Genomic DNA, 23147 nt, shown 5'->3' with positions numbered 1-23147 from the left:
CATTTTTGCAGGCATCATCAAAAGGCGTGCGCGAGCCCGTTGCCTCATGCTTTGTGGGCGACCGTGACGAAATTGCGCTGCATGTCCCTTCCGACAGCATTTTTGCAGGCATCATCAAAAGGCGTGCGCGAGCCCGTTGCCTCATGCTTTGTCGCTGTACCGGCACAGTGAGGATTCACCACTCGGGACTCATATCACAAAAGAGCTTCCAGCTCTGAGAGTAGCCTTCCCTTCATTTTTCTTAATGCTGCATCTGATGGGCGCTTGTCGTCGCTATACATCTTTTCCATCGGATACCACCACACGGGTCCCCTGCCATTGCTCCCATAGTTGCCAAGGTCACCGGCTTTTCTGGGAAACAGATGCCAGTGCAGATCTGTGTCTCCGTTGCCCAGCAGCTCGTCGTTCATCTTCTCTGCTTCAAAGGCCTTTGACACGGCCTCCGCAACAATCGACATTTCCTCTAAGGACCTCAGCTTGTACGACCGGGGCAGCTGAACCAGTTCTGCCGTGTGCTCCTTGCAGAGGAAGATGGTGCACTCCTCAAAATGTTGGTTGTCGCCCAGCACAACGAAGCCAGTATCTAACTCTTTTACAAAATATGGTCGGCACCTGGTGACCCTCATAGAAGGGGGGACGGAAATTGGACGTGACAGGCGTCTCGATAGGTTGGTCGAGCGGGGGACAACAGAACTTTAGCATCGCCAAGCATCGGACTGCGAATGATGTGGTCTGCGCCTCCTCCGATTGCTTGGGGGCTTGAACGGCTATGGTCATCTGAGGTGGCCCTTGACTGGTGCCACAGCTTGAACGCTGAGTTCATGAGACGTGGTTCGTGCAGGTACGCCTGTTTCGCGAACGGTTGGTTTATCGAAGACCTTCTTGCTTGATGCACGATACGGCTGCCCTACACCGTGCCCATGTGCACTGTAGACTTACAAGGGGCCTCTGACTTCAATCTGAAATTCATGAGGCTATGTGCAAAAATTTCAGATATATATTGCGTCCACGCCTCACGCTGTCTAAAACATCTATCTGAAATTTATGCAACAGTGCCCATGAATTTCAGATGGAGTTGCCATGATCATACATCGTCCCAGCTACATGCAGGGGCTCATCTCTGGAATGGGGTCGGATCAGGTCAAGGTCGTTACAGGCATCAGGCGATGTGGCAAGTCGTTCCTAGTGTTCAACCTGTTCAAGGATTACCTGGTCAAGCTGGGTATCCCCAAGACCAACATCATCGAGATGGCATTCGATCGGTTCAGCAACAGAAGATATCGAAACCCCGAGATCTTCTATTCCTATGTGATGGAGGAACTCGGCAAGACAAGCGGGAGACGCTACGTGCTTCTGGATGAGGTGCAGCTGCTTGACAGCTTCCCTGAGGTTCTTATAGACCTCATTGCCATGCCCGACGTCGACGTATACGTGACGGGTAGCAACGCGCGGCTGCTGTCCAAGGACGTGGTGACCGAGTTTAGGGGACGCGGCCAGGAGATAGCGATGGCACCATTGAGCTTCTCGGAATTCATGAGTGCATACGGTGGCGACAAACGCGACGGCTACGCCGAATACGCCACGTATGGCGGGCTTCCTGCGGTGCTTTCCAAGAAGATGACCCAAGAGAAGGTCGATTATCTGTCCTCTCTCTATGATGAACTCTACATCCGCGATATTGTCGAGCGCAATGGCATTCGCGACACGGGAAACCTTGAGGAGCTTATAGACGTACTGTCCTCGGCAATCGGATCGCTCGTGAATCCCTCCAAGATTTCGGCGACTTTCAGGAGCGAAAAGGACACGACGATTGCCCCCGAGACCGTTGATCGCTACCTATCGCATTTAGAGGACGCGTTTCTTGTGAGTCGTGCGAAGCGCTACGATCTGAAGGGCCGGAGGTATATCGGCACCCCATTCAAACTCTACTTCTCGGACCTGGGGCTGCGCAACGCGCGCATGAACTTCCGACAGATGGAGGGCTCCCATATCATGGAGAACGTCATCTACAACGAGCTGAGGGGTCGAGGCCTTGGTGTTGATGTCGGAGTTGTGCCCACGGGCGTCAGGGGCAAGGATGGTAAGGTGTGCCGTACCCAGCTTGAGGTTGACTTCGTATGCGACAAGGGGAGCAAGCGCTACTACGTTCAGTCCGTCCTTGCCATGCCCACTCCGGGGAAGCGCGAGCAGGAGGAGCGGTCTCTCCTCAGGATCGATGATGGGTTCAAAAAGGCCATCATCACCAAGGAGGGGTTTGAGCCTCACTATGACGAGCATGGGGTGCTGACGATGAACGTCTACGACTTCCTGCTCGATGCGAATAGCCTTGACTTCTAGGTTTTTGTTCTATCTATACTAGTATAGATATGATAGAATCAGGCCGTCCGGCGGGGACAACTCCAGAGGAGGCCATGCAATGGTCGCAGGCAGCATGCGCCAGCCGATCAGCCCGATTCTCGCCGTCGAGGGCTACTCCAAGAGTTACGGGAAAAAGAGGGTCGTGGAAGATGTAGCGCTCTCGGTCCTCCCGGGAAGCATCTTCGGCTTTGTGGGGCACAACGGCGCGGGCAAGACGACGCTCATCCGCTCCATCGTGGGTGCCCTCTCCTTCGATGAGGGCGACATCCGGATCTGCGGGAAATCGGTCCGCACGGATCCCGTCGCCTGCAAGCGGGTGTGCGCCTACGTGCCCGACAACCCGGACGTCTATGGCTTTCTCACCGGCATGCAATACCTCGACTACGTGGCGGACCTGTTTTGCGTTGGTTCCGATGAGCGGGTACGGCGCATAGACGGCTTCGCCAAGCGCTTGGGGATGGAAGACAGGCTTGGCGAGATGGTCTCCGCGTATTCGCACGGCATGAGGCAGAAGCTCGTTTTGATCGGAGCCTTCCTTCACGAGCCACGGCTGCTCGTGCTCGACGAGCCCTTCGTCGGGCTCGACCCCGAGGCGGCATACGAGCTGCGCGCCATGATGCACGAGCTCACGTCGCGCGGCAGCGCCATCTTCCTCTCGAGCCACGTGCTCGACACCGTGGAGAGGCTCTGCGACAGGGTCGCGATCATCCGCCGGGGCGGCATCGTCCGCGCGGGGACGACCGAGGAGGTCCGAGGGGACGAGAGCCTCGAGCAGGTGTTCCTCGAACTTGCGAGGGAGGCGCGCAATGGCTAGCCTCGCGCCCCTGCTCAGGGTCCAGGCGCTCGGCGCGTTCGGTGTGGGCCGTCTGATGAACGAGCGCGATCCCAAGGCACGGAGGAGGGTCGTGCTCGCCGCCGTGGGCATTAGCCTGCTCGTCGCGTATGCCGTAGGGTATATGTGGATGGTCGGGAAGACGCTTGTTGCGCTCGGTGCTGTGGAGGCGCTGCCCTGCCTCGCCGTTACGACGGCGGGCGTGGGCTGCGTGTTCTCCACGTTCGTCAAGGCGAACGGGCTCCTGTTCAGGTTCGAGGACTTCGACCTCGTCGTCTCGATGCCCGCGCCCCTGTGGGCCGTGGTCGTCTCGCGTGTCGCCCCGCTCTATGGCATGGGGCTTGTGTGCTCCTTGGTCCTCGGTGCACCGCTCATGGCTTCCTACCTGCTCGCGATTGGTGTTACGCCCGCAGGCGTCATCGTCTCCGTTTTGGTTCTGCTGCTGGCTCCGGCAATCCCTTTGGCACTCGCCCTTGTCGTCTCGTTCTGCGTGGCCTGGGCGGCGTCACGCACGCCCTTCGCCGACCGCGCACTCGGCATCGTCGGCGTGCTTGCCACGGTCGCGCTCGTGGTGGGGGTCATGCTCGCAACGGGAGGCACGGGCACGTCCGGCCAAGGGGGCCTCGATGCCCTTGCCGTGATGGGCGGGCAGATGAGAGGGGCCGTGTCGGCGCTGTGGCCACCCTCCGCATGGGCGGCGGACGCGATAGGGGGGAGCATGCCCGCGCTTGCGCTGTACGCGGGCGTCTCGACGGCGTCCGGCGTTGCCGTGGTCGCGGTGCTTTCGCGCTTTCTGGTACCCATGAACTCCTTGCTCTGTGCCGGGGGCCTGCGTAGGGCGGGGAGTGCGCCCACGAGGGCGGGCGCCCCTCGAAGCCCCCTGGTCGCGCTGGTCCGCAAGGAGTTCAGGCTGTGGTTTGGGACTCCGATATACCTCATGAACACCGCACCCGGTCCCATTCTCGCCCTTGTCATCGCTATCGCGACAGCCGCGATCGGACCCGATGCCATCGCGTCTGCGATGAACATTCCGGGGGCAGATCGAGACACGGTCACCACCCTGATGGCGGAGGTGCTTCTCTGGGCCCTGGGGCTCTGCATGGTGATGACGTCGCCTGCCGCCTCGTCGACCTCGCTCGAGGGGAGTGCGCGTTGGATCGCGCAGACCGCGCCGGTGCCCTCCTCCACGATAGTCGGTGCCAAGCTGGCACTGAGCCTGCTCGTCACGGGACCTGCTTCCGTGATTTCCGGGACGATCGTCGCCGTGGGGGTCGCGAGGACACCGCTCGACGCCATCCCGTGCGTCATCGCCCCGCTGGCGATGGGGGCCCTGTCCTCGTGCCTGGGTGCCCTCCTGGACGCGCGGCGTCCCAACTACGACTGGATGAGCGAATACGAGCCGGTCAAGCGCTCGGTGAACGTTGGCATCTGCGTCGGCGTGGGCTTCCTCGCGACGATGGCTGGGGCTGTGGCGTCACTGCTTGCGAGTGGCTTGGGCTCCGTGGCGGGCCTAGCCGTCGCCCTGGCAGTCCTTGTGGCGTCCGCGCTTCTTGGAAAGTCTGCCCTGCACACCTCGCTCCAGGAACGGTGAAGGGCGGGTGCGAGGCCCGATGGTATATTCAGCCTATGGCAGAGAGACATGCGCGGAGAAGGGGATGACATGATCCTCCATATTGACCAGACGGATCAGACACCCGTCTACCAGCAGATTCGCGACCAGATCGTGGCGGCCATCGCACGGGAGGAGCTCCTTCCCGCAGACCGGCTCCCCAGCGTGCGCACGCTCGCGTGCGACCTCGGCGTGAACCTCCATACCGTGAACAAGGCGTACGCCGTGCTGCGGGACGAGGGGTATCTCCTCATGCGCGGCCGCTCGGGGGCGATAGTGGCAGATTTTGGGCAGGTTGCGACACCCGAGCGCGTGGCGGCAAATGCGGAGCGGCTTGCGACAGGCCTCCGCCAGCTTGCCCTGGAGCACTGCGCCCAGGGTGGAACCGAGGAGACGTTCCTGGAGGCCGCGCGCACCCAGGCCAGGCGCGTGTTTGCGGATTCGGCCGCAGGCTCTTCGTCTGAGGGGGCATGACTGTGATTGCTGCCACCACGATTGGCATGCTGGCATCGTTGACGCTTACCGTTGGCTTGCTGCTCGCCTTTACTCCGTACCTCATGCGTCGCAGCGAGTGCTTTGCCGTGACGGTGCCCGCCTCCGTTCAGCACGACCCGCGTCTTGTCGCCCTCAAGAGGCACTATGCCATGGTGATGCTCGTCCTGACGGCGGTGGCGACCGTCGCCTCCCTGGCGGCTGGCATGCTGATGGTCTCTGGCCAGGAAGGGATTGGTACGGCGCTTATGTGTGCCGCCCTGCTCGTCCCTGTGGTCATGTCGTTCGTGTTCATGCTGCGCAACCGCCGCAGGGTGAGCGCGCTCAAGCGCTCCGAGGGTTGGGGGGTGAGGGGCCGTCAGGCGGTCGCCAGCGTTGCCGAGGAGGATTTGCCGGGTGCGATTCCTCTCGCATGGGATCTCGTCTACGCCCCCGTCGTCCTGGGGACGGTCTGCCTGGGACTCGTGCTCTATCCCGGCATGCCCGAGCAGTTGCCGATGCATGCCGACTTCATGGGGAACGTCAACAGCTACGTACCGAAGACGCTTGGTAGCGCCATCGGGTTTCCCGTTGCCATCGAGACGTTCACGGTGGCGTGCTTCGTCTTTGCCCATTGGACGATCCTACGCTCGAAGCATCCGGTAGACCCCGGTGCGCCTGCCACGTCCGCGCTCGCATACGGGCTCTTTGCCCATGCGCAAAGCGTGCTCCTCCTTGTCATGGGCGTGCTCGTGAGCGGGGGGACCGGCCTTCTGTTCCTGCTTTCATCAGCGGGATTCATCGGGCTTGGTCAGGCAGGGCTCGGCATCATGATGCTCTGCGTCCCCCTTGCCATAGGTGGCGTGGTACTCTCGGTCACCTACGGTCAGGCGGGCTCGCGTGTGTTCAGGAGGATGCGGGACGGCGGCGAGCTCCTGTCGGATGACGATGAGCACTGGAAGCTCGGTGTGCTTTACGTCAACCAGGAGGACGCGAGCGTCTTTTTGCCCAAGCGCTTCGGCTTTGGCTGGACTCTGAACTTCGCACGACCGGCCGCCTGGGCGATTGTCGTTGGCTTCGTCGTCCTCACCGTGGCGTTCGTCGTGGCCGTGTTTATCCTGGTGGGGTAGGCGGTATCTTACGAGGGCATCGCTCCCGAGACGGTGGAGGTAGCAAGATGGGATTTTCCGATGATGTCACGCGCTGGCTGAACAAGCCGACGGTAGAGCCGAGGCTCGTTGTCTCGCCAGACACGCCTGAGCGCTTCGCGGGCAACGCGCGAGTGGTCTGTGACCAGTTGCTTCCCCTCCTCAGGCAGATTGCGCGCGAGGAGAACGAGAGCTACCTTTCCTTTGGCAGGCGCTACGAGGAGTGGCTTGGGGAGAGGCATCGGCGTGGCGAGCGCATGCCGGATACGGACGACCTCTTCTCCGCCTACCTCGAGCGTCACTGTACCCTCGTGGGTCCGCACGTGACGCCCAGGCAGATGAGCCGTCAGCGCAGCTGCGCTTGGCAGTACCCATCGATCTACTCGTTTCTCGGCTGGGGTTGTACGCTCACGTTCTCGCAGAGGAGTGCTAAGCTTGTGCACCTCGAGATGTCGTTCCCCTTTGCCAACGACACCGGATGGGCACGCCACATGGACTTTCCCGAGGGACCTCACACCGAGCGTCTGCGGTTCACCCTGCGTGATCCCGACCTCTCAGGAACGTGGCTCGTGGACGCTGTGGAGTGTTGCCACGACGGTCGGCATGCGTGGTTGACAAGCCTGTAGGGAACGGCGATGCGCGGTGCCGCCCAGGAGCCGGGCTGTCGGTCGCTAGTCTGACGTTCTCGCCAAGCTGTCGCTCTCGTGTACGGGCGGCTATTCGCATGCGCTCGCCCTGCGGGAGGAACTCTAAGTCGAGATCTTGTCTCTCGCTGTGATATAGCAGTGACGCATGGTGAGCACGGCAGTCCTGCCGATGCCGAAGGAGTGTACCGTATACATGGCGCTGCCAAGCAGGTACGCCCCCCTGTTGAGTTGCGTATGGCGCGGCATTGGCCTGCCCATAAGCTCGCAATAGCGGCGAATGCGCCCGATTGGTACCTCGCACATGCGCTCGACGATGGCGGGGTCCATCATGCTGAAGATGCGCTTCTCGTTCTCAATGACCAGCGGGTTGTCCTTGCCATCGTCGATTTCGGCGCCAAAGGCGTATGAGAACCCTTTCTGATAGTGGGCCGCGAGAATGCGCTCGTCGGTAATCCCAAGCCGCTTAATGACTTCGAGCATCGTGACCCAGCGGTCAAAGGGTCGCGTCACCAGCTCCGGCGTCTTGTGGTTGTGGGTGCTGCCAGGCAGGTCAACGCGATAGTTGTAGTAGCAGTTGTTGAGGTACAGGATTGACGAAGCTTGGCACATCGTTTCGACGAGGAATGGGTTGTCCGCCCAGCCAGCCCCTGGGTACTCGATGAAGCGGATTCCCTTTTCGTTTAGGAAGTCTCGACGATACAGCGCAGACCAGATTGAGGGGTGCATGGTGATGAGCATTGGCTCATCGGAGAGGGTAAAGGGCTTGTTGCGGGACGCGAGCCTTGAGGCAAGCAGGCAGGGACGCGTCTCGGTCTTTGTGGGATCGTCCCAGTTGCACACTTCCGTCCAGGGGCACTTGATGATGTCAATCTGGCTTGAGGATTTGGATGCAAAGTCGAGCATGTTCTGATACATCTCGGCGTCAATGTAGTCATCTGGCTCGATAATCGATATCCATTTGCCGGTAGCGATGTCGATGCCTCGGTTGCAGCCTGCTCCATAGCCACCGTTTTCCTTGTGAATCGCCTTCACGCGAGGATCACGTGCTGCATATTCATCAATTATGGCGGGCGAGTTATCCGTGCAGCCATCGTCTATGAGGATGATCTCGAGCTCCTTGTGCGTTTGCCCGCAGATGCTGTCCAGGCATTGGCGCAGGAACTTGCCGGCGTTGTAGATGGGAACTATAACAGAAACCAGGGAGCTTGCATCGTCTTGCATTCGCTTCTCCAAACACGCTAGCAGCTTGATTCGCTTAGGACGAGACAATACATAAAACAAGAACTTTAGGCTACCACCAGTATGGCAGCCGCCAACTTGAAGCCAAATAAAATGAGGGTCCGCAACAAATCATGCGCACTTTGCATTGCCCGAAGTCATGGGTTCCGGGCTAGGGAGCCGGTTTAAGGTACAACCCCGGTGCTTAGGTTACCATGCGGCCGGGGTTGCTTTGCAGTGCAGGTGTTGCCGCAACCACATGTGCGACTGCGGCTATCGAGCCCAAGTCCCGGATTCGGCGATTGGGGGCATCCGTGCAACAAGATAAGACAAAACTACACACAGAATTGAGGATAAGTAGGTTATGTTTTGACCTTGGAATCCGTTGGGCCACGCTCGACGGGATTTGATGGAGCGTGGCCCCATTGCCATCTGGGGTTTTCTTGTCGACTCGCTGCGAAAGATTGCTTCTCGTCGTATCGAAGAGCCCCAAAGATAGAACATAACCTACTTATCCTCAATTCTGTGTGCAATTTCAGCTCGCGTTGTTGCGCAGGCCTGTCTTGGTCGGATTGTTAGACCATCTCAGCGAGGGGTTGGTTCCAACTCAGCGTCCGTCTCTGCGACTTATCGCCCAGCCCAGGCTTGTGGGCACCGCCAGAGATGTCGTAGGCGTTACCGTGATGTCACATTTTTCGGTCGGCACCGCGTGTCTCCCAGTCGTACCATGAGTGTTGCCTGCGCCGGCATCTTGTGCCCAGCAGGCCTCAATACCGAGGGAAGGATAAGAAATGATTGCTTTGGGCTGTGACCATGGTGGGATCGCTGCCAACAAGTTCAGGGGCATCCGCGCAGCGCTGTGCGGTGATTGCTTCTCGGCCGAGGCCACGCACCAGCACAACGACGCCAACATCCTCACGATGGGCGCACGCGTGACCGGCCCTGATCTTGTGCTCAAGATCGTGGACGCGTTCCTCGACATGCCGTTCAGCGGAGACGAGCGCCACGTGTGCCGCATAGCGAAGATCTCTGCCATCGAGAGCGAGCGGTAAGCAGGCTTCGATGCCCGACACTTTTGAGAAGAGAGACAACAATCCGCAGGTAGACCTTATCGGTGAGGCAGCTGGGCTGCGCTGGCTTGGCGAGGCCGAGAGGGACGGCGGCCTTGTGTGCTCGCATGTTGTGCACGCCGACGCCCATCGCCTGATTGAGGAGCGTATTGAGGAGGGCGTGCCCACGCGGGAGAAGGCGCGCCTTGCTGGTGCAGCGCTCGCTCGCACGCATGCGGCAGGTGCTGCCTGGTACGGCTGTCCTCCGCCTGCCTGGAACGGAAGAGGCTACGCTATTGGCCGCTCGCGCACGCCCGTGGTTCCCTCTGGGACGGTCGGCGATATGGGTTGGGGAGCCGCTTGCGCCGAGTGGCGCGTAATGCCCCATGTGCGTACGATTTGCAATGATGGGCTGGTAGATGCATCGGAGGTACGGCTTCTCACCCATGTGGCGGACCGCATGGCGGCTGGCGACTTTGACTCGCCGGAGCCGGAGCTCGTCCGCAGTGAGGGACACGCGTGCTCGCGCATCCACGGCGACCTTTGGGCTGGAAACCTGCTCTGGGCGGCTGACGACTCGCGCGCTGCGGCCACGGGCGCCGCACTCATTGATCCCATGGCGTCAGGCGGCCACGCCGAGACCGACCTCGCCATGCTCCAACTCTTTGGCTGTGCCTACCTGGACGACCTTCTCGCCGCATATAACGAGGTGTCGCCGTTGGCCGATGGCTGGCGCGAGCGCGTTGGCATCCACCAGCTGGTGCCGGCGCTTCTGCACTGCGTGCTTTTTGGCGAGAGCTACGTGGGGCTTGCGCTTTCCATCGCTCGCCGCTACGCGTGAGGCTGCCTTACACCAGCTGGATATGTTCGATGTCCTCGCGCTGAGAGGTGCGGTAAAGCACGAACTTGTGGCCAATCACCTGGACGACCTCGGCATGGGTGGGGCGCGCGAGCGCGATGGCGGCCTCGCGGGTGTCCATGCCAGAGGTGCCCTGAACCGAGCACTTGATAAGCTCGTTTGCCTCGAGCGCGGAGTTGGCCTGGTGCACGACGGCATCCGTGATGCCGGCCTTGCCAACGCCGATGGTCGCATCGAGTCGGTTGGCCATGCTGCGGAGCTGGCGAATCTGACGACCGGTGAGTTCCATGGTTCCTCCTGTGTGGAAGCGCAGAGCTTCTCGCTGGTATTAACGCTATGGGAGGTTACCACGTAGGGAGGCCGACGTGCCATTGCGGGGCGTTTCCCCTTGAAGCATGCACGTTGGCGCAAGCGGAGTGTCCCACGCCCGCCTCTATTAGATTGGTCTAACTTGTCAGCGTGACATCAAGCCTGCCCCCTGTGGGGGTATCGTGAAAGCGTTATCAGTCGTGAAAGCGCTATCAAAGTTCAATCCGATGGGAGAATCGCCATGTTTGACAACCTGCCCGTTCCCGGACGCAACGACCCCTGTTGGTGCGGGAGCGGCAAGAAGTACAAGAAGTGCCACGGCCCGTCCGACGAGCGCATGGAAAGCCTGTACCTGGAAGGCGAGGAGGTCTTGCCCCGCTCGCTGCTCAAGACTGCCGCAGACATCGAAGGCATCAAGGCTTCGGCAGCCGTGAACATGGGTGTTCTCGACTACGTGGGTGAACGCATCTGCGCAGGTACGTCGACCATGGATATCAATCGCTGGGTCGAGGAGTACCTCGGCGTCCACGATGCCGTCTCGGCGGACCTCAACTTTGAGGGCTATCCCTACAGCGTGTGCACGTCCGTCAACGACGTCGTCTGCCACGGCTTTCCCAACGAGAAAGACATCCTTAAGGATGGCGACATCATCAATGTCGACATGTCCACAATCAAGGGCGGGTACTTCTCGGACTCCAGTCGCATGTACTGCATCGGCGAGGTGAGCGAGCAGCGCGAGCGCCTGGTCGAGGTGTGCCACAACGCTGTGAACGCGGGTCTTGATGCGGTCAGGTCCTGGGGTCACCTTGGCGACGTGGGTGCGGCCGTGAACAAGGTGTGTCGCGATGCCGGCTTCAGCGTGGTGGAGGAGTACGGCGGCCATGGCATTGGCCGCGAGTTCCACGAGGATCCCTTCGTGAGCTTTGTCTCCGAGGAAGACACTGGCCCCGTCCTTGTTCCGGGCATGTGCTTCACCATCGAGCCTATGGTCAACGCGGGCAAGCCGGGCATCAGGACGGACAGGGGCAACGGCTGGATTGTGCGTACGGCCGACGGCTCCGACTCTGCTCAGTGGGAGGTTCAGCTCGTGGTTACCGAGGGTGGCTACGAGCTTCTGTCCTGGTAGAACGTGCCGGGAATGGTGCCGGGGGCTTTCTCAGGGAGTGCTTTGTTCCGTGCTTGCAGGGCACTCACGCTGAACCTCCGGCACCTCTATGCTGCCCTCGCCTTCGTTCCAGTAGCCCAGGCGAATGCCCCGCATGTAGACCGCGACCGCCTCGGCAAAGTATCCGCGCGCGTTAAGGTGGGTCCAGTCGGAGCGCAGCTGCTGCGATATGCAGCCGCGCTGTGCGTCCTCGAAGTCCTGCTCGGTTGGCTCGAGGCCCGAGATCTGCAGGCCATGCTTGATGAGAAAAACGCGCATGTTGATGAAGTGGTCGCCAAAGGACTCACGCAGGGCAGCCTCCCAGTCGGTCTCCTTGGGGGCGTAGTCCTCGGTGAAGGGCTCCTGGTTGGTATCGCCCACGGAGGTGCCAGGGTCATCGGTGTCTCCTAGGATGAGATAGTCCTCGCAGCCCGAATAGTCGATCATTGCTTTGTACTGGTCAATGAGGGTCTGGTAGTCCCCATCCCAGCCGCCGTTGCTGCCAATCTCGAGGATGAGAATGTCACCTGCGTGCTCTTGGCCCTGCTCGATGACCATGGGATCAATGTGGCTTATGGTCTCCTTGTCATCGTCGTTGGCCGTCTCACCCTCGCTATCCTCTGCGGCGCCTGGCTCCTCGGCACCTTTGGGCGAAAGGGCGCCTTGCATGATGGCAATCTCCTCAGACGTTGCCCCTGCGACGCCAAAGTTGTAGGTGTCCAGCCCCGTGAGCTGAGAAAGGACCTGCGGGTAGGACTGGTAGCTCGTGTCGTACGGCTCCCCGTCCGCAAGCGAGACGAGCGCATCGTCTGCGCCCACACCCTGGGTCAGGCTATCTCCCCAACAGACAATCACGCGGTCGTCATTCTCGCTGGGGCCTGGGTAGAAGCGCCAGCCCTCATTTCCGCCATCTGGCGAGGAAGACGAGCCGCCCAGGCCTGACGCACATCCGGCAAGTGCCAAGACAAGTGCTGCAACTGTCAGAATGACGCTAGCCCTGCGTCCCATGCGGCCTCCTCTCCAGAATGCATCGATGATAGTCATTTGGATGGGCGGCACGCGTGAGCTGGGGGCAAACGCTACGGTTTGTCCCCAGCCCCAAAATCCTACCTACTTTCTACTGTTCCTTTGGCGCACGATGGCTGCCACACAGAGTAGGGCACAGCCTATGGCAGCTATGACCAGCAACCCCGTCACATCCATAGAGGCGTCACTGGTGTCCGGGATTTTTGGAGAGGCGGGCGTTTCGCCCTTGGGAGCCTGTGGCGTAGTTGGCACCTCCGGCGTGGTCGGGTTCTCGCTGGGCGGCTCTTGAGGCACCGTCTCCCTCGTGTTGGTGATGGTGAAGCCCGTGGCATCGCCTGCGATCTTGGACGTGTAGCTGTCGACTGCACGCTCCTCGACCGTGTAGGAGTACTCGTGGCCCTCGGCATCGTCCTTGGGGAGGTTCGCGAACGTTGCCGTCCACACGCCGTCGCTGTCGGGGGTCACGGTCTGGTAGCCCACATACTCCCCGTCACGGTAGAGGTTTACCCCGATGGACTTGGGGCGCAGGCCGTCCTTGTCGTTCTCGTCTTCCCAGGCCTTGGTGACGGGAATTTCCGTCGTGTCGACATGCTTGCCGATAAACACGCTGCCGTTGGACCCAATGCCGCCGCCGCGCGTGACGGACGTGTTGCCGGTGATGTGCACCCTCGACAGGGTGAGCGCCTTCTGCACATTGGGGCTGCCGGTGCCCAAGTCGTTGCTGAGGGACAGGCTCTGGTTGTCTATGGCGCTCAGGACGCCCTTGAGCTGGTCGAGCGGGACCTCGGTGCCGTCGTCGTACACCCATTTGTACGTGCCTCCGCCGAGCATGGAGGGTGAGATCTCATAGGGAGGGTTGCCACTGTGCGTGCCCAGGTAGGTCGCTGCCAGGATGTAGATCTCGCGTGCGTTGCCCTCGTCGGTGGTGTTGCCGTAGAACGCCGCGCCGTTGGTCAGGCTGATCTCGGTCACGGACACGGGGCAGGCCGCGTATCCGCCGCCCGCAGTGCTCGCCGAGTTGCCGGAGACCTCTACGTTGGAAAGGTAGAGCTCGCCGTTGTGGAAGGCGCTGTAGGCGCTGGAGTAGCCGTTGACATAGATGCCTCCGCCGCCGAACATCGCGCTGCCGTTGCCGGTGGCCGTCACGGAGTTGCCAGTGATGTCGCCGGCCGTGATGTGGGCGATGCTGTAGGTGGGCGTTCCGTCGTTGCCCTCCGCACTGTAGCCCGCCTGCACGAAGATGCCGCCACCGCCGCCGCCCGCGGTGTTGTTCGAGATGGTGCCACCCGTCATGGTGAGCACGGGGCTGTCCTTCTCCGAAGCGTAGTAGGTGCCCATCGAGATTCCGCCGCCGCGCTCGAAGGCGGAGTTGTTCGTGATGGTCCCGCCGGAGAAGTTGACGTCGGAACCGTTGGCCGCGCAGATGCCGCCGCCACTTCCGCCGTATTCATCTCCCAAGGTGGCGCTGTTGCCTTCGATTGCGCGGTTGCCTTCGATGGTGCCGCTCGACATATTGATGGTCGAATCGTAGATGCCATAAATGCCGCCGCCGTGCACGGCTGAGTTGTTGCGTATGGTGCCACCTTCGATGTTCACGATGCTTCCGTTGGCGAAGACGGCCCCGCCGCCCTCGGGATACCAGTGGCCATTGCTCTGGATGCTATTGTTCTGCAGGATGGCGCCATTCCCCACAGTCACCGTGCTGCCATTGAAGGCGCCGACAAGCGAGCCGCCACTCCCATCGGTTGCCGTGGCCTTCCCCGTGGAACCGCTTCCACTGCTGCCGTCAATGACGATGTTTTCGAGCGTCAGCGTGGCCCCGCGATCCACGTGGACGAGTTCCCCTGTGTAGGTGGCCTCGCGCTCGAGGGTCTTGCCGCCGAGGTCCCACGTCTCGGAGGTGCCGAAGAGCGCGATGGCACCCGTCACATAGATGGTGTCTGCGTCGTTGGCCTCCATGAGCGCCTTGGCCTTGGCAAAGGTCTTGACCGGCAACTCCGCGGTGCCTGGGTTTGCGTCATCACCCGTTGAGCCGTTGACGTACACGGGGCTTCCGTTGGCCGGGCTTGGGGAGGTCACCTCGTTCGCACTTGGTTCCGTGAAAGAAGTGCTGCCATTCTCTTCTTGCTCTGCGAAGGCAGTCGTACTGCTCACCTGGATACCCATACAGGCAGCAAGGAGTGCCGTGATTGCGATGCAGAGGAGTCCCCGCAACTTCATGTGTTCCTCATTTCCCCTGGATAGTGACACCATACTGTACTGCATATCCATTATGTCGTGCACTGGCAATCTTGTGGTCAGGGCGAGTCAGTGAAAGACAGAAATGACCTTATTATGTGACACGACATCAGCCATCGCCCGCGCGTGCCGATGGCAGTTGGGCTTTCGAATTGGCTTGTCGTCGCGCTGGAGTGGCATAATCTCCGGAGAAGCAAGACTCGAGAGGCGGGGCAACATATGGGACAGAGCATTGACGTGCTGGCGCGTGCCGACGGGGTTCTGCCAGCGGTGAACAGGAGTGCGCTTCTCGCTATGGCTGCGGGCGGCCGTGTGAACGCCACGACCATCTCGTGGGGCATGCTGGGTGTCGAATGGGCAAAGCCCGTGTTCATTACGTTTGTGTGCAAGGGTCGCTTCTCTCGCACGCCTGCTGGACAGGATGGGCGAGTCTGCCATTGGCATCCTCGAAGAGGGCTTCGGCCGCACGATTCTGGGGCGTGCGGGCAGCGTGTCTGGGAGAGACGCCGACAAGATCAGGGAGCTGGGGCTGCATGCGGTGGCTCTACAGATTGTCTCGGTGCCCGCCATATCCGAGGCATCAATTACGCTGGAATGCTGCGTTGCGCATCGTCAACTGCAGGATCGTGATGCTCTGCCTGCGGGCCTTTTGAAGCGCTCCCATCCCGAGGACCTCTATGGTACGGATTTCGGCTCCAACCGTGACATGCACATCACCTACTACGGCGAGATAGTCGCGGCTTACGAGATGTGGCAATCTGCTGCTCGCCACGACCGAGCGGGCCACCTAGCTTGGAGCCTGGCCTGCAAATGCCCCTCTCACAAGCTCGATTCAGGCCCGGACGTTGCGGTTTGCATAGCCAGCCCTTGGCCATACGAGCACGAAGGCGCCCGTGCTCTTCGGGTGAAACGGAATCGTGACCAGGGAGCCATCGTTACCCTTCTCAAGGGCAGCAGTGACTCTGTCGGGCGAGGCCGTCATCTGATCTGGAGTATGAGAGGGACGTCGCGCAGGTCCCCGACGGTTACGTACGTTCTCCTTCGGAGAGTAGCTTTGGGAAAAGCACGGTCGAACGGATGGGAGGCACGCCCACATGTACACGGTAGCTGCTTTCGGGCCTTTGGGAAAAGTCCGCGTAGATCTGGTCGCAGCTCTGGAGGACCCCCCGCGCCATGCGATAGAGCCCCATTCCATCTCGCGTGGGCGTCACGCGGCTGCCCGAACGGGCTAGTAGCTGCATGAAGCCGCCGCGGAACGACTTTGGTATCGAAGGGTGCATCGTGCCCGAGCATGACGCCGAGCAGTGCAACAGTTGCCAAGCCTGTCAGATCGAGAGGCGCCACCCTTCGAAAGCGATAGCTTTCGTGAACGGAAGGGTGCCCAAACACCGATTGCTTGGAGGGCAATATACGATTCGGCAAAAACGATAGGAGAGTCATGTACTTCTGCGAGTATCACACCCCCGTCGTAGGAACGCTCACCGTTACGAGTGACGGCGAGGGAATAACCGGTTGCTGGTTTGATAACGACCGCCACTTCGGCCATGGACTTGCTGACAAGACCTTGGAGCGTCGTGAGGATCTTCCCGTGCTCCGGCAGGCGGAGTCGTGGCTTGATCGTTACTTCGCTGGCGAGAAGCCCAATCCCCGTGACCTTCCGCTGACAGCGCGCGGTACGGAGTTCCAGCTGCTTGTGCGCGAGGTCCTCCTCGATATTCCCTATGGGGAGACCATGGCGTACGGTGCCATTGCCAAGCGACTGGAATCCAAGACGGGCCGGCATCAGTCCCCGCGTGCAGTGGGCAGTGCCGTAGGTCACAATCCGCTGTGCGTGATAGTGCCCTGCCACCGTGTGGTTGCAGCGAACGGCAGCCTGACGGGCTTTGCCGGTGGGATTGCGCGGAAGGTTGCCCTGCTTGAGCACGAGAATGCGCTCAAGCCCGAATTCAAGGTTCCCCACAAGGGCACGGCACTCGAGGGCGTCCCGAACGCTGCCCTTGTGGGTCGGGGGCAGCAGTACAGGTTCGAAGACCTGACTCCCGACCAGATGCACTTGGTGCAGGAGGCGCGTGACAGCTCTTTTGCAGGCGTCTTCTTCGTGGGCGTGACATCCACGGGGGTCTACTGCTGTCCCGACTGCCGGGCAAAGGTTCCCATGCAGAAGAACTGTCGCTACTTCCCCACAGCCGGGGATGCCGAATCAGCGGGGTTCCGCTCCTGCAAGCTGTGTCACCCAGAGCGACTGAAGGGAAGCGGCTCATGACGCGTTACTTCGAGTACGGGGACGCGGAGGTCGACTGCCTCAGGTCGCGCGACAAGAAGCTCGCCGCTGCCATGGATGCGGTGGGGCACGTGTACCGCCAGATGGACGAGGGAAGCCTGTTCTCGGGCATCGTTCATCACATCATCGGACAGCAGGTTTCCAATGCCGCACAGGCTACCGTGTGGGCGAGGTTGCAGCAGCGGCTCGGAGAGGTCACACCCGAGGCCGTGAATGCCGCGACTGTGGAGGAGCTGCAGTCGTGCGGCACCACGTTCAAGAAGGCCGAGTACGTGAAGGGCGTCGCCAGTCGCGTGTCGTCCGGCGAGTTCGACTTGGATGCAGTAGAGCACATGCCTGACGAGGAAGCCATCGAGGCCCTGAGCTCGCTTCCAGGCATAGGCGAGTGGACGGCGGAGATGCTTCTGCTGTTCAACCTCGGCCGTCCTGACATCCTCTCGTATGGCGACCTTGCCATCCAACGCGGTATGCGCATGGTGTACCACCACCGCAGGGTGACAAGGCAGATGTTCGAGCGCTACCGCAGGCGCTACTCCCCCTATGGGAGCGTGGCCAGCCTGTACCTATGGGCCGTCTCACACATGGATGTCCCTGGCTACGATCACGACTACGTGCCAAAGGCAAAGGCAAAGGCCAAGCACAAGAAGAATCGGGGTTGATGCGCCTACTCCTTACCTGCCGGTAGGGCAGGCTCGTCAAGCGTGGGCCGAGTGCGGTAATGCATGTGGATGCCGATGGCTTTGAGGCAACATTTTATGAGCCGCACGAGTGCATTCGCTACCGGTATGCCAGCCACCTCCTGGTGCCCCTGCGGCTGCGCTCGAAGCGGCTGTTCAGGATGGAGCGAAGGCATCCCGACGAGTGCTGGGCCTCGGGCCGGAAGTCGCTCGCGGACGCGCTGCGGTTTGTGGGGGAGTGCTGGTAGCTGGCGCTAGACGTCCGCCACCACGCGGCAGGGGAGCCCCGTCATTCCCTCGTAGTTCATGGGGAACGTGTAGACGGCCGCCGGACTCTCGGTACGCACCAGTTCCTGTAGATTGTAGAGGTTCTCCACTACGAAGATTCCCTGGTCGGCCAGGCGCTGGTCCATGGGGGTGTGCTCGCGGCCACGGCGCACGCCGGCAAAGTCGACGCCCACCATGCTCACGTGCAGGTCCATCAGCCGCTCGATCAGCTCGACGGAAAGCTGCGGGTGCTCGGTGAAGTAGCGACGCGAACCGTAGCCCTCCTCCTCGATGAAGCCGGTGCGGAACGCCACGAACATGCCCTTCTCCACCCGCGAGAGGTCGACGTCGTCCACGCCGATCTCGCGGTCGGCGACGGTGCTCACGTCGAAAGCGACGCCGGGGCGGCCGCAGTACTCGAGTGGGAATTCCTTGTCCATCACGTCGAAGTGCGTGCCCAGGTGCCCAACCAGGGCCTTCTTCTCGTTTCCCTGCGCGTCGCGCACCATCTTTGGGGTTATCCGCAGCGTTAGGTCATGCAGGTTCATGTCATCCTCCAAGCTCTTCGATCTTCCGTTTGAGGTAGTCGTTGTAGTCGGCCAGGAACCGCTGGACGGCGGACACTTCGGCAGCGTTGCGACCGCCCACGAACCTGCGGTCACGCTCCAGCCACAGGGCGTGCCTGCGCTCGTGCTCGTCGTACAGCACGCGCCCTGCGTCTGTCAGTCGGTACAGCACCTTCTGGCGGTTACCCTCCAACCGGTAGGACTCCGCGAGACCGTCCGCCTGCAGGCGCTTGGCAATCTTGCTGATCGCCCCACGCGTCATGCCCATGCGCTCCGCAATGGAGCTCACGTTGGGTTCCGGCAGGTCGCCAATGGCCCTAATAGTGTGGATCTCCGAGTAGCTGTAGCCGTGCAGCCCCTCGGACTCGGTCAGGCGCGACAGTACCTCCTGCCGCTCCATGTACTCGGCCAGCTGGTTGAGCACGTCCTCCATGCGACACCTCGTTTACTTGATTCCTAGGAAACAAGATGAGCATAGCACAGACTTGTATCCATGGAAACAAGAAAAGAGAAGAGCCTACGGCCGTCTAGTGAAACTCCCGGTATATCCATGGCAGGATCCGAGCCAGGTTGCGGTACTCCACGCAGCAGTGCTCTGCCACGCCGCGCGCCAGCTCGTCGGTGATGACGGCCCTGCGCAGCGACTCACAGCGGATGTCCTGCCCCATCCAGAAGCGGCTGACGAGCATGAGCCCGTCCTCCTCCCGCAGGAAGACGTGGGCCATCTCGGTGTGGGTGAACAGGTGGCGCAGGCCGACGCGCCCGCACACGACGGTTCCCACGCCGGCCCGGCGCATGGCCTCGGGCGAGAAGCCCATCTCCTTGGGCGAACGGAAGTGTATGACCAGGTTCGCCGTCCGACCGCCGATGGTCTCCACCGGGTACTGGTCATTGTCGCGAAACGGTGGCTGCTCCGGTGCGGCAAAGTAGCCCGCATCGCATCGCGCGTACCCGATGGACTTGTGAGCCCCCGGGTACCAGGCCTGGTAGCGCGCGTTCGCCTGCGGGTGCCACCAGAACCACCAGCCCACCATCTCGCGCGTGACGCCCGGCATGGGGCAGTACATGGACACCAGCGCCACGCCGTCGTCAAAGAAGCGGTAGCCGGCCTCGCCTTGCAGGCGCGGGTCCAGCAGGATGTCGTTCCGTTGTGAGAAGGGCGTCAGGGTGATGCTCTGCTCGTCCAGCGCGGCGGCGATGTCCGCGGGGATCTCCGGCAGGGCGTCCTCGTGGTGCTCCGCATTGTCGGATGTGGGTCTTGTAGTGGGTGGCTCCTGCATGATATCTCCAAGGAATAGGTGGTAGAACGCACGACGCCGTGTCTTATGATGCAAGCCTAGGGCATTCGCGAGGTGCCGAACAAGCGACACATCCAACCCATCTGTCCAGAGTAGGGGGTTGTCATGAACAGGAGACCGGAGGTGGTTGCCAGAACCAGACGCAAGCTGGCGGATGCGTTCTGGCAGCTGTATGCGGAGCGTCCCATCGGCCAGATCGGGGTGAAGGAGATTGCCTCGCTTGCCGGGTGCAGCAGATCGACGTTCTACCTGCACTTCGATGACGTGTATGTGCTGCGGGCCGAGCTGGCGAACGAGCTCGTCGCTCGGGTCGCTGCGGAGCTTGCGGCGCTGCCCCGCAAGAGCATGCCGGAGGGGGCGACCATCGAGAGCTTCGCGCGCCTGTACGTGGAGTGTGGCGAGCACATTTACCTGCTGGTCCGTACCGACCCGGGATTCGTGGAGAGCCTGCAGGACGTTGTCATGTCCTACCTCGGGCCTTGGGTTACCGACCGCGAGGGCTGGGAGAGGGGCATTGCTCTGGAGATGGCATTCCAAGCTCTTGTCGGCGGGTGCTCGTTTTGGTACGAGCACCGTGACGCCATGCCAGCGGAGGATCTGTCCCCGCAACTGCACCGCGCGCTGCACGGGATGCTGCGGGGCTGCCTTCCCGCCTGATCGCGGGGGACGTCAGCCCTGACTGGCGTCCCGTGCCTCCCGTACCAGCTGGCGCAGGTTGTGCGAGAAGCGCGAGCGGTCCTCGCTGGTGAACGCCGCCGGCCCCTTGGTGCGGCCGCCGGCGCGGCGGACATTCTTCTCCTCGTGACGGATAAACATCATGGAGTCGATGATCAGCGGGTTGTACACGCGCCCGCGCACACCGATGGCCCGCGCCCCGCGCCCCAGTACGATGTCCGCCAGGCCGATGTCCTGCGTCACCACCACGTCGTCTGGTGCCAGGCGCTGGACGATGGCGAAGTCGGCGGAGTCCGCATCCACTCCTACCTGCAGCGTGCTAACCCAGAAGCCGCGGTCCGGGTGCTCGGGGTCGCGCGGCTCGCGCCGGTCCGTCGCACGGATGGACCGTTCTAGGTTCTGCGTGGAGTTGCCCGCGATCACGCAGGAGATGCCCTCGTCGCGAGCCACGGCCAGCGCCTCGCGAGTTACGGGGCAGGCGTCCGCATCGATGTAGAGTACGGTCATCGGGCCTCCAAGATCCGTTCTTCTCCCCTGGGCTTGCTCGGTGCTAGTTGGATTCGAGTTCGGCGTACAGGTCGCTTGCGCTTACGAGACGGAGGTCATCTCGCTCAGATGCCTTTTGCTGCGTTGCTGGACTGACGCTTCGCTTCGAGAAGAGCACGAGGTGCGTCCGGTTGAATCCCCGCAGCAGCGTTGAGCGGTGATCGAGGGTCTTGATGGCGTCGCTCTCGTTGAACGAGTTCCGCCACTTGCATTCGCCCACCAGGAGCTCGTGCTCGATGGCGTTGGTTGCCACCACGTCGATGTCTGCCTGTTCGTGCGCCGTGGGGTCCGTGCCCCACCACTGTCCAAACTCCAGGGCAGCAAAGGGTAGCTCGCCAGCCGCGTTTTGGCGCATCGTCCACTGGAGGCAGACCTTCTCGAACTGCTTTCCCACATAGGTGTCGAAGGCTTGGCCTTGGATTGCGTACCTTGAGACGATCTCTCCAGCGCCCTCCTCGATGCTGCCGAGGTACCTGCTGACAAAGCGGTACCAGTATGCGAAGAAGGGATCCCTGATGTGCCAGCGAGCGTCCCTTGAGGACGTTCCGCCACCCAGCGGAACGGCCTTCTCGATGATGCCGAGGTCACTCAGGATTCTGAGGTACCTGCCGATGGAGTTCTGGTTTATGCCGGCTTGCTGCGCTATGCGCGAGGCGGTGGTGGCTCCTGACCCGATTGCGTCGAGCGTGGAATTGTAGAGCGCGGGCTCCTGCAGCTCCTCGCGCAAGAGCATGAGGGGCTCCTCGTACAGCATGCCAAGCCGATCGAAGCACAGGTCGTGTACGTTGGCCGCATACCCCCTGCCTGGCTCGATCTGCGCAAGGTAGTAGGGGGTTCCACCAAAGGTGGCATAGTAGGCGACGAGTTCCTCGGAACTTGCGCCCGGTAGCATGCGCGCCGCGTCCAGGTAGTCAAATGGCTGCAGCCTGATCTGCATGGTCCTACGGCCGAAGAGGGGGCTCTTGCTGCCTAGCACCTCAGTCTCCATGAAGCCCTCGTTGCTCCCGCAGAGGACAATCTTTGCGTTTGTCTGCAGGAACCCATGGTCTATTGCGATTTGCAGGGCTGAGGGGAGTGAGGGGTCTGCCGTTGCGGCATAGGGAAACTCGTCGAAGACGAACACAAAGGGGTCCGACGCCTCCCAGCTGGCAGCCCTCTGCGCAACAAAGGAGATCGCGTCATGCCACGTTCCAAAGGCCGGAAGCGTCTCTGGCATGTGAAGGAACGCGTACGCGGCAGCGCTGAACAGCTCGAGGTTCTGCTGCGTGGTCTTCTGCTGCGCGGTAAAGAAGAGCGTGGGCTTGTCCTTGGCGAACTCGTCGATGAGCGACGTCTTGCCCACGCGGCGCCTGCCATAGATGACCGCCATCTGGAAGCTGTCCTTGTGGTACATGCGCTCGAGCGCGTCGAGTTCCCTCTCGCGTGCGACGAACATAGCGCCCCCAATCTACAAGATGATTTCCTACGTACTACATAGTACCGTACTATATCGTACCGTACTATGTAGTACGTAATTTGCATTTGATAGGAGTTCACCTAGCGAGAAGAACGGCCCCAGGCGGTTCAAGCTCCGCCTGGGGCCGCATGGCCCCAACAATGTCGCGCGTCCGCTACCGCACGCGGTCGGTCCCCGCCAGGGGCTTCTCGCCGGGGCGCGCCTTGGGCCCCACGAGCTCGTGGGGCTGGTACAGCTCGTTCAGGTAGTCCACGTCCTCCGGCGTCAGCTTGACGTCAAGCGCGCGCACGGCGTCATCCACGCGGCTCGGCCTGCTGCAGCCCACGATGGGTGCGGCCACGCCCTTGGCCCAGTGCCAGGCCAGGGCGATGTCCGCCATGGGCACGCCCAGGCGCTCCGCCAGCTCGTGCACGCGCTCGATGACCGGCATGTCAATCTGGCGTGGAGGTCGTGGTCGTACTTGTTTCTCATCG

25 protein-coding genes and 1 pseudogene are annotated in these 23147 nt (G+C 61.5%); 14 read left to right on the top strand and 12 right to left on the bottom strand.

Features of this window, described 5'->3' with window-relative positions:
* The coding region (locus ACO59D_RS02015) for a hypothetical protein (protein WP_485125553.1) at positions 1 to 218 on the top strand (218 nt) is incomplete at its 5' end.
* Here the strand turns inward: ACO59D_RS02015 and ACO59D_RS02010 are convergent.
* Complete coding sequence (locus ACO59D_RS02010) at positions 195 to 626, bottom strand: HIT family protein (protein ID WP_485125552.1); 432 nt, start codon at positions 624 to 626, stop codon at positions 195 to 197. The genes ACO59D_RS02015 and ACO59D_RS02010 overlap by 24 nt on opposite strands.
* 454 nt (positions 627 to 1080) lie before the next feature.
* On the opposite strand from ACO59D_RS02010, the gene ACO59D_RS02005 reads away from it, so the two are divergent.
* From ACO59D_RS02005 to ACO59D_RS01980, 6 genes are all read left to right on the top strand, one after another.
* Positions 1081 to 2337: an ATP-binding protein gene (locus ACO59D_RS02005; protein WP_485125551.1), complete on the top strand. Its 1257-nt coding sequence runs from the start codon at positions 1081 to 1083 to the stop codon at positions 2335 to 2337.
* Positions 2338 to 2416: 79 nt separating this feature from the next.
* Positions 2417 to 3172, top strand: a complete 756-nt coding sequence (locus ACO59D_RS02000) for an ABC transporter ATP-binding protein (protein WP_130811191.1) — start codon at positions 2417 to 2419, stop codon at positions 3170 to 3172.
* Positions 3165 to 4781 (top strand): hypothetical protein, encoded by a 1617-nt coding sequence (locus ACO59D_RS01995; protein ID WP_485125550.1) that lies wholly within the window; start codon positions 3165 to 3167, stop codon positions 4779 to 4781. The genes ACO59D_RS02000 and ACO59D_RS01995 overlap by 8 nt, the downstream gene beginning before the upstream one ends.
* Positions 4782 to 4850: 69 nt before the next feature.
* The gene (locus tag ACO59D_RS01990) at positions 4851 to 5273 is read left to right on the top strand and encodes a GntR family transcriptional regulator (RefSeq protein WP_485125549.1); all 423 of its coding nucleotides are present in this window, start codon (positions 4851 to 4853) and stop codon (positions 5271 to 5273) included.
* Positions 5270 to 6400 carry a DUF1648 domain-containing protein gene (locus ACO59D_RS01985; RefSeq protein ID WP_485125548.1) on the top strand — a complete coding sequence of 377 codons (1131 nt, stop codon included), beginning with the start codon at positions 5270 to 5272 and terminating at the stop codon, positions 6398 to 6400. The genes ACO59D_RS01990 and ACO59D_RS01985 overlap by 4 nt, the downstream gene beginning before the upstream one ends.
* 47 nt (positions 6401 to 6447) lie before the next feature.
* Positions 6448 to 7044, top strand: a complete 597-nt coding sequence (locus ACO59D_RS01980) for a hypothetical protein (RefSeq protein ID WP_485125547.1) — start codon at positions 6448 to 6450, stop codon at positions 7042 to 7044.
* A 123-nt stretch (positions 7045 to 7167) separates the two neighbouring features.
* Here ACO59D_RS01980 and ACO59D_RS01975 read toward each other — a convergent pair whose 3' ends face one another.
* Positions 7168 to 8286 (bottom strand): glycosyltransferase, encoded by a 1119-nt coding sequence (locus ACO59D_RS01975; protein ID WP_485125546.1) that lies wholly within the window; start codon positions 8284 to 8286, stop codon positions 7168 to 7170.
* 788 nt (positions 8287 to 9074) lie between these two features.
* Between ACO59D_RS01975 and ACO59D_RS01970 the strand changes: the two genes are divergently transcribed.
* Complete coding sequence (locus ACO59D_RS01970; RefSeq protein WP_485125545.1) at positions 9075 to 9335, top strand: RpiB/LacA/LacB family sugar-phosphate isomerase; 261 nt, start codon at positions 9075 to 9077, stop codon at positions 9333 to 9335.
* 10 nt (positions 9336 to 9345) lie between these two features.
* Entirely contained in the window at positions 9346 to 10173 is an 828-nt protein-coding gene (locus tag ACO59D_RS01965; protein WP_485125544.1) for a fructosamine kinase family protein, read from the top strand.
* A gap of 7 nt (positions 10174 to 10180) precedes the next feature.
* Here ACO59D_RS01965 and ACO59D_RS01960 read toward each other — a convergent pair whose 3' ends face one another.
* On the bottom strand, positions 10181 to 10480 hold the full coding sequence (locus ACO59D_RS01960; protein WP_130811185.1) for a YhbY family RNA-binding protein: 300 nt from the start codon (positions 10478 to 10480) through the stop codon (positions 10181 to 10183).
* Between the two features lie 261 nt (positions 10481 to 10741).
* On the opposite strand from ACO59D_RS01960, the gene map reads away from it, so the two are divergent.
* On the top strand, positions 10742 to 11626 hold the full coding sequence (map, locus tag ACO59D_RS01955) for a type I methionyl aminopeptidase (RefSeq protein ID WP_485125543.1): 885 nt from the start codon (positions 10742 to 10744) through the stop codon (positions 11624 to 11626).
* 30 nt (positions 11627 to 11656) lie between these two features.
* Here map and ACO59D_RS01950 read toward each other — a convergent pair whose 3' ends face one another.
* Both ACO59D_RS01950 and ACO59D_RS01945 read right to left on the bottom strand, forming a co-directional pair.
* Positions 11657 to 12652, bottom strand: a complete 996-nt coding sequence (locus tag ACO59D_RS01950; protein WP_485125542.1) for an SGNH/GDSL hydrolase family protein — start codon at positions 12650 to 12652, stop codon at positions 11657 to 11659.
* A gap of 102 nt (positions 12653 to 12754) precedes the next feature.
* Positions 12755 to 14890, bottom strand: coding sequence for a Cna B-type domain-containing protein (locus tag ACO59D_RS01945; protein WP_485125541.1), 2136 nt, complete (start codon positions 14888 to 14890; stop codon positions 12755 to 12757).
* Positions 14891 to 16346: 1456 nt separating this feature from the next.
* On the opposite strand from ACO59D_RS01945, the gene ACO59D_RS01940 reads away from it, so the two are divergent.
* The 3 genes from ACO59D_RS01940 to ACO59D_RS01930 are packed head-to-tail and all read left to right on the top strand — an operon-like array spanning position 16347 to position 18114.
* Complete coding sequence (locus tag ACO59D_RS01940) at positions 16347 to 17171, top strand: methylated-DNA--[protein]-cysteine S-methyltransferase (protein WP_485125540.1); 825 nt, start codon at positions 16347 to 16349, stop codon at positions 17169 to 17171.
* Entirely contained in the window at positions 17168 to 17848 is a 681-nt protein-coding gene (locus tag ACO59D_RS01935; protein WP_485125539.1) for a DNA-3-methyladenine glycosylase family protein, read from the top strand. Before ACO59D_RS01940 ends, ACO59D_RS01935 begins: the two co-directional genes overlap by 4 nt.
* Positions 17849 to 17907: 59 nt before the next feature.
* Positions 17908 to 18114: a hypothetical protein gene (locus ACO59D_RS01930; protein ID WP_485125538.1), complete on the top strand. Its 207-nt coding sequence runs from the start codon at positions 17908 to 17910 to the stop codon at positions 18112 to 18114.
* Between the two features lie 6 nt (positions 18115 to 18120).
* Here the strand turns inward: ACO59D_RS01930 and ACO59D_RS01925 are convergent, their stop codons facing one another.
* From ACO59D_RS01925 to ACO59D_RS01915, 3 genes are all read right to left on the bottom strand, one after another.
* Positions 18121 to 18681: a cyclase family protein gene (locus tag ACO59D_RS01925; protein WP_485125537.1), complete on the bottom strand. Its 561-nt coding sequence runs from the start codon at positions 18679 to 18681 to the stop codon at positions 18121 to 18123.
* 1 nt (position 18682) lies between these two features.
* A complete protein-coding gene (locus ACO59D_RS01920; RefSeq protein WP_130811179.1) occupies positions 18683 to 19132 on the bottom strand; it encodes a MarR family transcriptional regulator in 450 nt (149 codons plus the stop codon).
* A gap of 94 nt (positions 19133 to 19226) precedes the next feature.
* Complete coding sequence (locus tag ACO59D_RS01915) at positions 19227 to 19979, bottom strand: DAPG hydrolase family protein (protein WP_485125536.1); 753 nt, start codon at positions 19977 to 19979, stop codon at positions 19227 to 19229.
* A gap of 123 nt (positions 19980 to 20102) precedes the next feature.
* Here ACO59D_RS01915 and ACO59D_RS01910 point away from each other — a divergent pair, with 123 nt between their 5' ends.
* Positions 20103 to 20654 (top strand): TetR/AcrR family transcriptional regulator, encoded by a 552-nt coding sequence (locus ACO59D_RS01910; protein WP_485125535.1) that lies wholly within the window; start codon positions 20103 to 20105, stop codon positions 20652 to 20654.
* 12 nt (positions 20655 to 20666) lie between these two features.
* Here ACO59D_RS01910 and ACO59D_RS01905 read toward each other — a convergent pair whose 3' ends face one another.
* The 4 genes and pseudogenes from ACO59D_RS01905 to ACO59D_RS01890 form a co-directional block, all read right to left on the bottom strand.
* Complete coding sequence (locus ACO59D_RS01905; protein ID WP_485125534.1) at positions 20667 to 21179, bottom strand: YaiI/YqxD family protein; 513 nt, start codon at positions 21177 to 21179, stop codon at positions 20667 to 20669.
* 43 nt (positions 21180 to 21222) lie between these two features.
* Positions 21223 to 22653, bottom strand: a complete 1431-nt coding sequence (locus tag ACO59D_RS01900) for an ATP-binding protein (RefSeq protein WP_485125533.1) — start codon at positions 22651 to 22653, stop codon at positions 21223 to 21225.
* A gap of 175 nt (positions 22654 to 22828) precedes the next feature.
* Entirely contained in the window at positions 22829 to 22963 is a 135-nt protein-coding gene (locus tag ACO59D_RS01895; protein ID WP_485125563.1) for a hypothetical protein, read from the bottom strand.
* Positions 22964 to 23104 (bottom strand): annotated as a pseudogene (locus ACO59D_RS01890) (aldo/keto reductase); the annotation flags it as partial.
* Positions 23105 to 23147 lie beyond the last annotated feature (43 nt).

The sequence above is a fragment of the Tractidigestivibacter sp. genome (assembly GCF_057241865.1).
The sequence above is the reverse complement of the archived record's forward strand: the minus strand, read 5'-3'. Positions and strand labels throughout refer to the sequence as shown.

Excerpts from the sequence above, each read along its gene's own strand:
- ACO59D_RS01985 (WP_485125548.1), top strand. The coding sequence starts at position 5,270 with ATGACTGTGATTGCTGCCACCACGATTGGCATGCTGGCATCGTTGACG.
- ACO59D_RS01935 (WP_485125539.1), top strand. The coding sequence starts at position 17,168 with ATGACGCGTTACTTCGAGTACGGGGACGCGGAGGTCGACTGCCTCAGG.
- ACO59D_RS01940 (WP_485125540.1), top strand. The coding sequence starts at position 16,347 with ATGTACTTCTGCGAGTATCACACCCCCGTCGTAGGAACGCTCACCGTT.
- map (WP_485125543.1), top strand. The coding sequence starts at position 10,742 with ATGTTTGACAACCTGCCCGTTCCCGGACGCAACGACCCCTGTTGGTGC.
- ACO59D_RS01905 (WP_485125534.1), bottom strand. The coding sequence starts at position 21,179 with ATGACCGTACTCTACATCGATGCGGACGCCTGCCCCGTAACTCGCGAG.
- ACO59D_RS01900 (WP_485125533.1), bottom strand. The coding sequence starts at position 22,653 with ATGTTCGTCGCACGCGAGAGGGAACTCGACGCGCTCGAGCGCATGTAC.
- ACO59D_RS01990 (WP_485125549.1), top strand. The coding sequence starts at position 4,851 with ATGATCCTCCATATTGACCAGACGGATCAGACACCCGTCTACCAGCAG.
- ACO59D_RS01910 (WP_485125535.1), top strand. The coding sequence starts at position 20,103 with ATGAACAGGAGACCGGAGGTGGTTGCCAGAACCAGACGCAAGCTGGCG.
- ACO59D_RS01930 (WP_485125538.1), top strand. The coding sequence starts at position 17,908 with ATGCATGTGGATGCCGATGGCTTTGAGGCAACATTTTATGAGCCGCAC.
- ACO59D_RS01950 (WP_485125542.1), bottom strand. The coding sequence starts at position 12,652 with ATGGGACGCAGGGCTAGCGTCATTCTGACAGTTGCAGCACTTGTCTTG.
- ACO59D_RS01920 (WP_130811179.1), bottom strand. The coding sequence starts at position 19,132 with ATGGAGGACGTGCTCAACCAGCTGGCCGAGTACATGGAGCGGCAGGAG.
- ACO59D_RS01915 (WP_485125536.1), bottom strand. The coding sequence starts at position 19,979 with ATGCAGGAGCCACCCACTACAAGACCCACATCCGACAATGCGGAGCAC.
- ACO59D_RS01975 (WP_485125546.1), bottom strand. The coding sequence starts at position 8,286 with ATGCAAGACGATGCAAGCTCCCTGGTTTCTGTTATAGTTCCCATCTAC.
- ACO59D_RS01965 (WP_485125544.1), top strand. The coding sequence starts at position 9,346 with ATGCCCGACACTTTTGAGAAGAGAGACAACAATCCGCAGGTAGACCTT.
- ACO59D_RS01945 (WP_485125541.1), bottom strand. The coding sequence starts at position 14,890 with ATGAAGTTGCGGGGACTCCTCTGCATCGCAATCACGGCACTCCTTGCT.
- ACO59D_RS01995 (WP_485125550.1), top strand. The coding sequence starts at position 3,165 with ATGGCTAGCCTCGCGCCCCTGCTCAGGGTCCAGGCGCTCGGCGCGTTC.
- ACO59D_RS01925 (WP_485125537.1), bottom strand. The coding sequence starts at position 18,681 with ATGAACCTGCATGACCTAACGCTGCGGATAACCCCAAAGATGGTGCGC.
- ACO59D_RS01960 (WP_130811185.1), bottom strand. The coding sequence starts at position 10,480 with ATGGAACTCACCGGTCGTCAGATTCGCCAGCTCCGCAGCATGGCCAAC.
- ACO59D_RS01980 (WP_485125547.1), top strand. The coding sequence starts at position 6,448 with ATGGGATTTTCCGATGATGTCACGCGCTGGCTGAACAAGCCGACGGTA.
- ACO59D_RS02010 (WP_485125552.1), bottom strand. The coding sequence starts at position 626 with ATGAGGGTCACCAGGTGCCGACCATATTTTGTAAAAGAGTTAGATACT.
- ACO59D_RS02005 (WP_485125551.1), top strand. The coding sequence starts at position 1,081 with ATGATCATACATCGTCCCAGCTACATGCAGGGGCTCATCTCTGGAATG.
- ACO59D_RS02000 (WP_130811191.1), top strand. The coding sequence starts at position 2,417 with ATGGTCGCAGGCAGCATGCGCCAGCCGATCAGCCCGATTCTCGCCGTC.
- ACO59D_RS01970 (WP_485125545.1), top strand. The coding sequence starts at position 9,075 with ATGATTGCTTTGGGCTGTGACCATGGTGGGATCGCTGCCAACAAGTTC.